The following is a 12,047-nucleotide window of genomic DNA, read 5'->3' as shown; positions in this document are numbered from 1 at the left end:
CGAGATCCAGAAGTTGCCTGAAGCAAGGATATCGATAAGTCCATCAGATCGAGGAAGGAACCGAGATGAGCACCAGTGAGGAAACGATCGTGACCGACCCGGCCGACCCGACCGAGCCGGCCGGCCTGGCCGATACGACCGCGCGGCTGACGGGGGAGGAGGGGCGGGTGGCGGCCTCGGCCGTGCTGGCCCGGGTGGCGGAGATGAACCTCGGGGACCAGACGGTGGCCGAGCAGATTCCGCTGATCCACCAGGCGGTCTGGGACATCGGGGAGATCGCCGACCAGGTCGATGACGAGATCGGCCGCTTGTCGGTACTGCGGATGAAGGAGTCGCTGCTGGTCCTCTCGATGCCCGCCGATCCGCCCGGACCAGGAGTGGTGCTCGGGCTGGTGACACCCGACAGGTCGCTGATGCTGGACGAGGTACATGTCTCGGGCCCGTTGAAGGAGATGTACGACGAGATCGGCGCCGAGCGGGACGAGGCGGCGCTGCGGCGGTACAAGTTCGCGGCCTCGGAGCTGTTCCACCAACAGGCGCAGTTGACCACGGAGGCGTGGACCGATGACGACAGCCGGATGTGGGCCGATCCCGCCGTCCGGCTGGTGACGACCGGAGTGGTGGCGACCTGGACGGCGCTGAAGCTCGGCGAGTTCGTCGCCGAACTGAAGCTGGACGAGGTGGCGTCGGGGATCGCGGAGGTGCAGCTTCCGGTCGGTTATCCGGCCGCGGCTCCGGTGGTACAGATCCTGATCGAGGGCATTGCGATGGCGGCTGGACTGGAGGCCGAGGAGTTGCTGCGCCAGGTCCTGGTCACCGGCCCGGCCAGTAAGTTCGCGGTACTGGCGGAGCCGTTGCTGACGTCGACCGGGCTGACCACCGAGGTGCCGGCGGAGGATCTGCCGGAGGTGCGTGCCGAACTGCAGGCCGCGTTGCGGGCTCCGCTGTTGGCGATCGCGATGCTCGACGTGTCCGGGGCGCCGGAAGGGGCGGTGGAGTCCACCGCCGCGCAGGCAGGCAATGTGGCCTTCGGTGCGGCGTACGAGGTGTTGGCGGCTGTCTCGGAGCGCTTCGGTATCGGCCAGCCTGCGCCTCAGGATCCGCCTACCGACGCAGAAGACGTACCGTTGGCCCCGCCTGTCGAACCTGAAGCAGTTGAGCCTGAGGAAGACGAGCCTGAGGAAGACGAGCCTGAGGAAGACGAGCCTGAGGAGTCGGCCGACGACGTCGTCAGTGCGCTGATCGCCGATGAGGCCCCGATGTCTCCCCGCGACGCCGGCCGACCGAAGAAGTAGTCAGCTCGGGCTGGTCCCGAACCACTTGCGGTGGATGGCGCCGAAGCGGCCGTCGGACCTGGCGGCCGTCAGCACCACGTCCAGGTGGTGGGCCAACTGCGGCCCGGCACCGTCCGTCGCCGCACCGAAGGCGTAGCGTTCGCCGGTGTTGAACTCGCCCGCCAGCCGGATGTCCGTCGACCTGTGCACGATGCCGTACAGGACGGTGTTGTCGTTGATCACCGCTTCCACCAGCCCGGCGCGCAGGGCAGTGAGCTGCTCTGTCAGGGTCGAGAACGGGATCACCTCGAGACCGAACCGTTTGGCGCCGACGGCGAACGCCTCGCCGGTGCTGCCGGCCTCGACACCGATCGATCGCCCGCTGAGGTCTGCCAGCGACCGGTACGGCGACGCCGAGCCCACGAGCAGGACCTGGGTGGCGTCCAGGTAAGGGGCAGTCATGGTCATCCTCTCGCGCCGTTCCGCGGTGATCGTGATCGCGCCCATGGCCAGATCACAGCGTCTGGTCCGCAGAGCCGCGCCGGAGGTGATCTGGGTCCACTCGGTGTCGACCACGTCGAGCTCGAGCCCCACATCGGCGGCGAGCAGTCTGACCAGGTCGACGTCGAAGCCCACGGTCCGACCGTCGATCACCGCCTCGAACGGGGCGAACGGCAGATGCGTGCAGACCGTGAGCTTGCCCGGAGCAACCACCATCTTGACCCAGTCGATCACGGGGAAATCCTCGGACGGCCACGAGGCGCAGCCCGGCAGAGTGGACAGCAGCGCCAGGATGCCGCAGCCGGCACGCAGCGTGGACAGAAAACGCATCAGGCTCCTCGCTTCCGGCGGCCTGAATTGGTCGACGAGCGATCAGCCTGGCAGGCCCGGCAGAGCGGGGCGAGGACGGCTACGGGCCGACCACAGGGCGGCGACGACGGACAAAACCCATTCGTCGGAAGCGGTGGGAATCATCCGGCCGAAAGCAGAAGCCGAGCGATCAGGCAGTCAGGCAATGCGAAAACAAACCATTCCCGGATTGGTTTGCCCAATGGTTCTTTTTTGGATTCTGCGCCAGTGACGACGAACGGCCGATCATCTCTCGAAGAGATGATCGGCCGTCGGGCTGCCGGTGGGCGGAATCCGGTGGAATCACTGCTGCTGGAGCTGCTCGTAGGCCCGGCGGACCTCGTTCGGGATTCGGCCGCGGTCCTGTACCTCGTAGCCCTGCTCGCGGGCCCAGGCCTTGATCGCCTTGGTGTCCTCGGGTTCGTGCTGTGGCCGGGAGGCCTTCGGGCGCGCGTGCCCCTTGGGGCGGCTGACCCGGCGCGGCCGGGCGGCCTCGAGGTACGGAGTGACCGCGCGGCGGAAACCGGCTGCGTTCTTCTTGTTCAGATCGATCTCGTAGGCCTTGCCGTCGAACTCGAAGGCAATCGTCTCGACCTTGCCGGCCGGGATGTCGGTACCGTCGAGATCGTCGTACTTGACGACCTCGGTGCGCTCTCCCATAAAACTCGCTCCCTTCGCTCTTGAAAGAAAGTTGTACCACCTCCGTGCGGGCGGCAGCAATCTGCCGGGTGAGTTCCTGGATGTTTCAGTACATTAATTCACTGATGCCGCCGATCATTGTCGCCGACCGTAATCCTGGCCGGCCTCGTCCGGTGCTGATTCCAGCCGGGAGTTCCGTACGCCGTAGCCGAAGTACCCGACCACAGCAACAGTGACCCAGATCACAAAGACGGCCAGGGTGGCCGGCCGGAGGTCGGCGATGATCCACAGGCAGCCGGCGATCGAGAGGATCGGCGAGACCGGGTAGAACGGCACCCGGAACGATCGCGGAAGTTCCGGAGCGGTGCGACGGAGGATGATCAGGCCGATTGCCACCACGGTGAAGGCCACCAGAGTGCCCACGCTGGTCATCTCGGCCAGGAAATCGATCGGCAACAGACCCGCCAGCAGTCCGACCGCGACGCAGACGACGACCGTGTTCTGCACCGGCGTACGGCGCAGTGGGTGGACCCGGTGGAAGCGCGGCGGAATCAGTCCGTCGCGCGACATCGCGAACAGGATCCGGGTCTGGCCGAACAGCGTCACCAAGGTGACGCTGAAGATCGAGATCACCGCACCGGCCGCCAGCACGGTTCCGGGCCAGGTCCCGCCGGTCACGTGCTCGAGAATCGCGGCCAGCCCGGCCTCCTGCCCGGCGAAGCCGGCCGGTTCCTGGGCGCCGATGGCGACGACCGCGACCGCGATGTAGACGGTGGTCACCACACCGAGCGCGATCAGGATCGCCAACGGGAGATTGCGGCGCGGATTCCGGACCTCCTCACCGGCGGTGGAGACCGCGTCGAGACCGATGTAGGAGAAGAAGATGATCCCGGCCGCCGACATCACGCCGGTGACTCCGGCGGGAGCGAAGTTCGCGAAGTGGTCCGCCTGCCATCCCCCGGCAGCGAGTGCGACGAACATGACCAGTACCAGCAGTTTGACGGCCACCATCACGGCGTTCACCCGCGCCGACTCACTCGCGCCGCGGATCAGCAGCAACCCGCACAGGGCGACCAGGGTCACCGCGGGCAGATCGACGATCCCGCCCTGGGCAGGGGTTCTGGTCAGTAGCTCGGGGAGTTCGAATCCGAACAGGTTGTTCAGCAGCTTGTCCAGGTACTGCGACCAGCCGACGGCCACCGCCGCGCTCGACACCCCGTACTCGAGCAGCAGGCAGGCGCCGACGACGACGGCCGGTAGTTCGCCGAGCGTCGCGTAGGCGTACGAGTAGGACGAACCGGAGACGGGAACCGCGCCGGCCAGTTCGGCGTAACAGATCGCGGTGAGCGCGGCCACCAGGCCCGCGATGACGAACGACACGATGGTGGCCGGACCGGCGACCGGTACTGCCTGGGACAGGACGAAGAAGATCCCGGTCCCGATGGTGCTGCCGACGCCCATCAGCGTCAGCTGGGTCAGACCGATCGAACGGACCAGGCCGGAGCTCGGTTCCCCGAGTTCGTCGAACGACTGCAGGGGTTTGCGGCGCAGGAACCGTTGGGTCGATGTCATCGGCACTCTCCTCGATCGGTGGCGTTGTGCTCAGCAGCGTCACCATGGCCGAGTGCCAGCCGGCCCGCCGCGACACCGCGACGGGCCGGTCGATTCCTACGGTGGCCCCGCAAGCGGGCCGTAGTACGGGGCCGCAGGGTTCACCGGTCAACTGTTGTCACCGGTCGGGTGCGCCAGCAGGCTGGCTGTGAATCCTCCTCCAAGATCGGAGCCTCCGGTGAAACGTGCGCTGACGATGGTCCTGCTCACGCTGGCGAGCTTGCTCGTCGGTATTCCGAACTCTGCTGTCGCCCGGTCGGCACAGACGTGTGACCATCCCGACTGGGTGCAGGGGGACTTCTATCCGGCCGGCAGCATCGTCCGGTACGCCGCGGACGGCGCGCTGTACATCGCCGAGCACGACAATCCGGGGTACAGCCCGGTGGTCAGCACCTGGTATTGGGATCCTTTCACCTGCCCCCCCGACCAGCCTGCCGAATTCGTCGTCACCCAGGCGCAGTTCGGCCAGATGTTCCCCAACCCGAATCCGTTCTTCAGCTACCAGGGTCTGGTCTCGGTGCTCGGGACGTTCCCGGAGTTCGGTACCACCGGCGACCCGGTGGTCCGGAAACGGGAGGTGGCAGCGTTCCTGGCCAACGCGAGCCATGCGACCAGTGGGCTGGCTTTCGTCAAGGAACTCGACGAGTCCAACTATCCGGACTACTGCAACCCGGCCCTGGTGTTCGGCTGTCCCGCGGGAGCGGCCTCGTACTACGGCCGTGGGCCGCTCCAGTTGTCCTGGAACTACAACTACAAGCAGGCCGGCGACGCCTTGGGAGTCAACCTGCTGGTGAATCCCTGGCTGGTCGAGGAGAACGAGGCGATCAGCTGGAGGACCGCACTGTGGTTCTGGACCACCCAGATTGCCGGCGGCATCATCACCCCGCACCGCGCGATGGTGCTCGGCGCGGGCTTCGGCGAGACGATTCGCACCCTCAACGGCGCCCTGGAGTGTAACGGTGTCAACCCGGCCGCGGTGCAAGACCGGGTCAACACCTATCTGGCCTTCACACAGATTCTGGGAGTGTCGCCTGGGCGCAACCTGCCCTGCTGAGCACCGCGGTCAGCGCTTGAGTTTGATCCGGAAGATGTAACCCGTCGGCTGCCCGTCGAACGCGATGATCGCACCAGGGTCGAGGAAACCGATGACCGGTTTGCCGCGGGGTCCCTGATAGCTGATCTCGCCACGCCAGCGTCCGCTGTCGACGTACCGGATCTGATCGATGTGGTTGGTGTCGGCCGCCCAGACGGCGCCGTTGTCGTTACCGACGAGGCAGATCCCGCTGCCGTCGAGCCGAACGATCTTGACGGCTCCCGGGGTGTTGCAGACCACCTGACCACCTGCGTAGGCCTCGGTCGCGGTGGTCAGGGCGAGGGTGGCTCCGAGCACCGCGACGGCGGCGACGGACTTCTTCTTCCAGTGGGTGAACATGCTGAGACGATGTCGGGCCCAGATAGCGGGACGTTGATCAGTCAGTGAACGAAGCAAGAATACCGGGATCTGATTCTTGGTTGCCTCAAACAACCAAGAATCAGATCCCGGGCCAATTGTCAGGGATTGTTGGCCATGGAGATGGTGTCAGCCAGTTCGCGGCCCAGGTAGGCGTTCCGGGTGGTCAGCTCGACCTTCGCCGCATGCTTGCCCTGCTTGAGATAGGCGTCCACCGGACCCCTGGTGGCGAAGACCTCCTTCTCGCCCGGCAGCGGGATCGACGGGCACAGTCCGTTGGCGACCTTGGATCCGAACAGCAGGTAGGTGTTCACCACACCGTCGACACAGGGATTGCCCTGGATCGCGTACTGCCCGTGGAAGGGAGAATCGTCGACCCGCAGTACGGAGACATTCGGTGCCTTGTCGACCGCCGCCATCGCCTGCTCGTACGCCGTCTGGGGATCGAACTCCCCTTGCACCACCAGTACGTTCCTGGCGGCGGCCTTGGACAGCAGCGGCAGTTCCTGCCGGGGTTCGTCCGACCACGGACCGCAGACCTCGGTCAGGCCGTACTGCCAGCCGAAGATCGGGTACTGCGGGCCCTGGCTGTCGCTCAGGTTCTTGTACCACTGGGTCGTCTTCGTGGTCTGGTCGCCGCAGGCCACGGCGTACCGGGTGAGTGGGACCAGTCCGTAGTCGGTGGGGTCCACGCCGAGGTTCTTCGCCACCAGCGTCGCGGTGGTCAGCTGTGCCAGCGGCACGCCGAGCCGTTGCTTCGCGGCCTCGTCGGCCAGTTGCCGCAACCCGGCCGGCAACGAGCTCAACCGCTGCTGGGCCGCGGGCTCGAGCTCGATGATGAAGGTGAGGTTGATCAGTGCGATGAACCAGCCGACCTGGCTGCCGTTACCCACCAGAAGGGTGTCGTACTGATCCGGGCTGATTCCCAGCCCGACCGCGTTCTTCCGGCCGAGCTCGATCGCCTTCCTCGCCGAGGCGACGGTGGTGCCGAAGGTCTCGGGCGAGACCCGGTTCAGCCAGGGCAGGAAGACCTTGTCGGTCTGCCGTTGTCCCATCCGGGGGAAGTCCTCGAAGTCGGCCTGCAAACGCCCCTGCCAGTTCACGCTGGAGTCGAGTACGAAGCGCCCGGTGGTCGCCGGGAACAGCGACGCGTACTTGGCGCCGAGCCAGGTGCCGTAGGAGTAGCCGACGTAGTTGAGCTTCGGTGCCCCGAGCAACTGACGGTACAGGTCCATGTCGTGAGCGGTCTGCCAGGTCGTGATGTACGGCGCCTCCGCCACGCTCTGGCAGGCCTGGGCGACCACGAGCGGGATCTGCTGATGCTGACGGATGCTGTCCCGTGACCGGTCACGGGCGTCCAGCAGGCCGGTCGGCAGCCGATCGAGCGGAACCTTGCAGGTCGAGCCGAGAGCGGCCTCGTCACTACCGCCCTCCTGACCGGTCCCTCGGGGATCCATCCCCAGTACGTCGTACGCCGCGTTCAGCTTCGGTTGGAGTTGCGCGAGCGACTGCGGGAGCGACGCTCCCTGTCCGCCCGGACCGCCGGGGTTGGTCAGCAGCACGCCGAGGTAGGAGGCCTTCGGGCCGGTCGCGGGCACTTTGCTCACGTAGACCCGCAGGTCCTTGCCGCTGTCCGGCTTCGCCCAGTCACGCGGCACGGTCAGGAACGCGCACTGGGTCGAGGACGGTTGGCCGTAGTTGAACGAGCAGGGCTCCCACGTCAGTTGCTGAGCGGTGTACTTCGCCAGCGGGTCGGCGCCGGCCGCCGGAAGGGCGGAGTGGGCCAGGGTGGGCCCGGCGAGCAGTGCGGTCGAGACACCCAGGGTCAGGGCGGCTCTCAGGGGTGGACGGAACATCGGTTTCCTTCCTCACAAAAGGTTGTGGCTGAACCGTGAGGTCCTGCGGGCTTCGGGACGGGTGCCGAGACGATCGAGGCCGAGCAGAGCGGCACCGATCACCGGCGCGCCGGTGAAGACGACCGGTCTGGCCCTGGGGGCCAGTGCCGCGAGCATCGAGGTGACGTCCTCGAGCAACACGGTCTGGCCCGCGGCGAGGACACCGCCGCCGAGAACAACCGGAACGAGTTGGTCGAGAAGCTCCAGCCGGCGCAGGGCGACCACCGCCATCGAGACGATCTCGGACGCTTGCCGCCGGATCAGTTCCGCCGCGACCGGGTCGCCTTTGGTTGCCGCGTGGAAAAGAACGGGGGTCGCCTCGAGGCGCCGCTCGATCGCGATCTCCTGCAGGTGCAGTGCCTCGATCAGAGCGGTCATCGTCGGCATGCCGTAGTGCTGGGGCAGTGTCTTGGCAAGAATCGTCGACCGGCCGCGACCGTCGTCGGCCCGGGCCGCGGCCCAGAACGCTTCGTCGGCCAACTGCAGCCCACCTCCCCAGTCACCGGAGATCTTTCCGATGGCCGGGAAGCGCGCCGTTCGCCCGTCAGGCGTCAGACCGACGCAGTTGATCCCGGCGCCACAGACGACGGCAACCCCCAACGGCTCGTCCACGCCGGCTCGCAACAGTGCGAAAGTGTCGTTGGCGACGGCGACGAACCGTCCCCAGCCGAGATCGTCGATAGCTGCCGCGAGCCGCTGCTCCTCGATCAGCAGGTCGGCATTGGCGAGGCAGGCGGACACCACCTCGACCAACGGACCCTGGTCCGTTCGGAGCCCGGCTTCTGCCGCCGCGGCTTCGACCAGCGGGACCAGCCCGCCGACCGCGTCGACCGGACCGACGATGTGTGGATGGAATCCACCGCCCTGGGCCCTGCCGAGCACGCGGCCGTCAGTTGCGACGATCACGATGTCGGTCTTGCTGTTGCCGGCGTCGATGGCCAGGACCGCGGCCGGAGGCGCGCCCGTCACGGGAGGTACTGCCGGTTGTGCGCGAGCAACTTGCCGGTCAGGATCTCGGCCTTCTCGATCTGGGCGACCAGCGGATGGGCGAGCAACGCGCGGAACGCTCGTTCCTCGCCGCCTCGAAGGGCTGCGTCCAGCGCGAGGTGCTCGTAGGCCGACACGTTGGCGATCAGCCCGGCGTACAGAGGATCGACGGCAGCGACCGGGAGCGGGGTGGCGCCGGTCGCGTCAATGGTGGCCGGGACCTCGATGACCGCGTCGTCGGCGAGGAACGGCAGGGTGCCGTTGTTGAGGGTGTTGACCACCTGGACGTCGCCGGTGTCGTTCAGCAGAGAGGACGTCAGAGCGACGGCTGCTTCGGAGTAGTACGCTCCACCGCGTTGCTCGAGCAGTTCGGGCTTCTCGTCAAGTGCCGGGTCGGCGTACAGGTCGATCAGTTGTTTCTCCAGCGCTGTGACCTCCTCGGCGCGCGACGGCCTGTCCAGCAGTTCCCGGACGACCTCGTCGTGAGCGTAGAAGTAGCGCAGGTAGTACGACGGGACCACCCCGAGCCGGCGCAGTACCTCCACCGGCAGGTGCAGATCGGTCGCGAGATCGTTGCCGTGGGCAATAAGCAGTTCCGGCAGGATGTCCTGGCCGGCCAGCCGGACCGCGCGGGTCCAGGTGAGGTGGTTGAGTCCGAAGTGATCCAGCGTCAGCCGATCCGGGGAGACGCCGGCGTACCCGGCGAAGCGGCGCTGGAATCCGATCGCCACATTGCACAGGCCGACGGCTCGGTGGCCCTCCGACAGCAGGGCCCGGGTGACGATGCCGACCGGGTTGGTGAAGTCGATGATCCAGGCCCGTGGATTCGCCCGGCGGACCTGCTCGGCGATGTCCAGTACGACCGGCACGGTGCGCAGCGCCTTGGCCAGGCCGCCGGCACCGGTCGTCTCCTGGCCGACACATCCGCAGTCGAGCGGCCAGGTCTCGTCCTCGTGCCGAGCGGCCTGACCGCCGACCCGGATCTGCAGCAGCACGGCGTCCGCGCCGTCGACAGCCTCGGTCAGGTTCCGGGTGGTGGTGATCCGGCCGGGGTGACCCTGCCGGGCGAAGATCCGGCGGGCGAACGCACCGATCAGCTCCAGCCGCTCGACGGCCGGATCGACCAGCACGAGTTCGTCGATCGGAAACGCGCCACGCAGCCTGGCGAAGCCGTCGACGAGTTCGGGAGTGTAGGTGGATCCGCCGCCCACGACTGTGAGTTTCACGCTGTCACCTCGGTACGGAGGAGGGTGGCCGACGACTTCGTTGTTGACAGACCCACTGAATTGTCAGCGACCGTACGGCCGTCGCGCGAAAGCTGTCAACTGATTGTTCGTGATTGCCCGAACAATCAGCTGCTGAGCATTGTTGCCCGATCTCCCGGCATGGGACTGTGGAGGCACCGTGGCGTCCGAAGGCCGTCAGTTGTGGTCTGGTAGAAGGCAACGAAGAAGAAGGGAACAACCATGTCGTACGCGCGCGAGGACGCCCAGGACCGCTTGGTCCGCGTCTGGTTCGGGCACAACGTGATCGCCAGCTACCGGGCCGAGCCGGGGCTGGCAGCCCGTTACGCCGCGGCGATGGAGCGCCGGTTCACCGGACTCGCGGTCACCAACGAACCACTGACGGTTGTTCGCGACGAGACCGGCAACCACTCCAGCAAGGATTCCTGAAACAATACCGGGCCGGCGTCGGAAAGCCGCCACCTCAGGCCATTGACGCGGCAACCTGCGCGGTCGAACGATGTGCACATTCCATCCGGCCGGTTGTTTCACCGTCCCCCGCCGGCCGGACCTTCTCATGGGACATCTCGAGGAGGAATCCGTGCAGATTCATCGGAAGACCGTCGCCGCGCTCTGTGCCGCGGTCGTCGTGGCGGCCGGACTGACCGCCGGCCAGATCGCCACCCGTCCGTCCCCGGCAGCCGCGGTCCCTGCCACCATCCCGCTCACGATCACCAACAACTCCGGCCGGGACGTCGTTTATTTCTACAACCTCGGCACCGACCTACGGACCGGCAGGCAGGGTTGGGCAGATGCCAGCGGCAACTTCCACGCCTGGCCGGCCGGGGGGAATCCACCCTCGGCCGCGCCGGACGCGTCGATCGCCGGCCCGGCCAGTGGCCGGTCGACCACGATCAGAATGCCGAAGTTCTCCGGGCGGGTCTACTTCTCCTACGGTCGAAAGCTGGTGTTCAGGCTGACCACCGGTGGGCTGGTCCAGCCTGCGGTCCAGAACCCGGGCGACCCGAACCGCAACATCCTGTTCAACTGGTCGGAGTACACGCTGAACGACTCCGGCCTGTGGATGAACAGCACCCAGGTCGACATGTTCTCCGCGCCGTATGCCGTCGGCGTGCAACCCGTGGGCGGGTCCCTGCAGGTCACGGGTCACCTGAAACCCACCGGTTACAGCAGCTTCTTCAAGGCGCTTCGTGGCCAGCCCGGTGGCTGGGCGAACCTGATTCAGAAAGCACCCGACGGCACCGTACTGCGTGCGCTGGCGCCGACGTACGGGGTGGAGACCGGGTTGCTGCCCCGGAACGCGATGGACGACTACGTCAACCGGGTCTGGTCGAAGTACAGCAAGCAGCCGCTGGGCGTGACCCCGTTCGCGAACCAGCCTGGCCTGAAGTACTACGGCCAGGTGTCCGGCAACGTCATGCATTTCCGAAACTCGGCGGGTGCTGTCGTGACCTCGTTCGAGAAGCCGGACTCGGCCAGTATCTTCGGTTGCGCCGGTCGGTTGGACGCCCCGAACGACCTGGTCCGAGGGCCGATCGCTCGCACTCTCTGCGCCGGCTTCAACCGTTCCACGTTGCTGACCTCGCCGAATCAGCCGGACGGCAATCGGAGCAACTACTACCGCGACGTGGTCACCAACCACTACGCCCGCAAGATCCACGCGCAGATGGTTGACGGCAAGGCTTATGCCTTTGCCTTCGACGACGTGACCAATCAGGAGGCGCTGGCTCACGACGGCAGTCCGCAGCAGGCGTCGATGATCCTCGACCCGATGAACTGACCGGCTCGGTGCTTCGGCGGCCCGACCACAGGAGCACACCGCAAGATCTGTGATTTCGCTTTGCCCGGGAGCCGTCCGCGTCGGATGGTGAGGACCATTTCGTCTTCTTCCTGGAGGAACAGGATCACCCACACCTGACGACGTGGCGCCGTCGGCCCGATCAAACCACCTCGGGCCGACGGCGGTGAACTTCTGCCCGGTATCGCCAGTGGTCGGGATGGCAAGCCCTCACTGGACCGCTCGACCTCTTAAGGATGCATTCGCGTGACTCGCCCTGTTGATTGGGATGTTCTGGGTTTTGATGGTGATCCGACGCCG

The 12,047-nt window shown here is 66.6% G+C and carries 11 protein-coding genes; 4 read left to right on the top strand and 7 right to left on the bottom strand.

Going from position 1 to position 12,047, the window contains the following annotated elements; genetic code table 11:
- Positions 1 to 65: 65 nt before the first annotated feature.
- Positions 66 to 1,295, top strand: coding sequence for a hypothetical protein (locus AB0P21_RS39860; RefSeq protein WP_363704489.1), 1,230 nt, complete (start codon positions 66 to 68; stop codon positions 1,293 to 1,295).
- Here the strand turns inward: AB0P21_RS39860 and AB0P21_RS39855 are convergent, their stop codons facing one another.
- From AB0P21_RS39855 to AB0P21_RS39845, 3 genes are all read right to left on the bottom strand, one after another.
- Positions 1,296 to 2,105, bottom strand: a complete 810-nt coding sequence (locus tag AB0P21_RS39855; RefSeq protein WP_363704487.1) for a transporter substrate-binding domain-containing protein — start codon at positions 2,103 to 2,105, stop codon at positions 1,296 to 1,298.
- 321 nt (positions 2,106 to 2,426) lie between these two features.
- Entirely contained in the window at positions 2,427 to 2,783 is a 357-nt protein-coding gene (locus AB0P21_RS39850) for an Lsr2 family protein (RefSeq protein ID WP_363704485.1), read from the bottom strand.
- Between the two features lie 114 nt (positions 2,784 to 2,897).
- On the bottom strand, positions 2,898 to 4,334 hold the full coding sequence (locus AB0P21_RS39845; protein WP_363704484.1) for an amino acid permease: 1,437 nt from the start codon (positions 4,332 to 4,334) through the stop codon (positions 2,898 to 2,900).
- A 217-nt stretch (positions 4,335 to 4,551) separates the two neighbouring features.
- On the opposite strand from AB0P21_RS39845, the gene AB0P21_RS39840 reads away from it, so the two are divergent.
- Entirely contained in the window at positions 4,552 to 5,427 is an 876-nt protein-coding gene (locus AB0P21_RS39840; RefSeq protein ID WP_363704482.1) for a chitinase, read from the top strand.
- 9 nt (positions 5,428 to 5,436) lie between these two features.
- Here AB0P21_RS39840 and AB0P21_RS39835 read toward each other — a convergent pair whose 3' ends face one another.
- The 4 genes from AB0P21_RS39835 to AB0P21_RS39820 all read right to left on the bottom strand — a co-directional run bounded on the left by AB0P21_RS39835 (position 5,437) and on the right by AB0P21_RS39820 (position 9,931).
- Positions 5,437 to 5,805, bottom strand: coding sequence for a hypothetical protein (locus AB0P21_RS39835; protein ID WP_363704480.1), 369 nt, complete (start codon positions 5,803 to 5,805; stop codon positions 5,437 to 5,439).
- 119 nt (positions 5,806 to 5,924) lie between these two features.
- Positions 5,925 to 7,679 carry an alpha/beta fold hydrolase gene (locus tag AB0P21_RS39830; protein WP_363704478.1) on the bottom strand — a complete coding sequence of 585 codons (1,755 nt, stop codon included), beginning with the start codon at positions 7,677 to 7,679 and terminating at the stop codon, positions 5,925 to 5,927.
- A 12-nt stretch (positions 7,680 to 7,691) separates the two neighbouring features.
- Positions 7,692 to 8,687: a BadF/BadG/BcrA/BcrD ATPase family protein gene (locus AB0P21_RS39825; protein ID WP_363704476.1), complete on the bottom strand. Its 996-nt coding sequence runs from the start codon at positions 8,685 to 8,687 to the stop codon at positions 7,692 to 7,694.
- Positions 8,684 to 9,931: a 6-phospho-beta-glucosidase gene (locus tag AB0P21_RS39820; protein WP_363704474.1), complete on the bottom strand. Its 1,248-nt coding sequence runs from the start codon at positions 9,929 to 9,931 to the stop codon at positions 8,684 to 8,686. The genes AB0P21_RS39825 and AB0P21_RS39820 overlap by 4 nt, the downstream gene beginning before the upstream one ends.
- Positions 9,932 to 10,171: 240 nt before the next feature.
- Between AB0P21_RS39820 and AB0P21_RS39815 the strand changes: the two genes are divergently transcribed.
- Both AB0P21_RS39815 and AB0P21_RS39810 read left to right on the top strand, forming a co-directional pair.
- Positions 10,172 to 10,378 (top strand): hypothetical protein, encoded by a 207-nt coding sequence (locus tag AB0P21_RS39815; RefSeq protein ID WP_363704472.1) that lies wholly within the window; start codon positions 10,172 to 10,174, stop codon positions 10,376 to 10,378.
- A 151-nt stretch (positions 10,379 to 10,529) separates the two neighbouring features.
- Complete coding sequence (locus AB0P21_RS39810; RefSeq protein ID WP_363704470.1) at positions 10,530 to 11,729, top strand: glycoside hydrolase family 64 protein; 1,200 nt, start codon at positions 10,530 to 10,532, stop codon at positions 11,727 to 11,729.
- Positions 11,730 to 12,047: the final 318 nt, after the last annotated feature.

It is taken from the genome of Kribbella sp. NPDC056861, assembly GCF_040687575.1.
Taxonomy (GTDB): Bacteria; Actinomycetota; Actinomycetes; order Propionibacteriales; family Kribbellaceae; genus Kribbella.
Note: the sequence above shows the minus strand (reverse complement) of the source record. Positions and strands in the feature narration are given on the sequence as shown.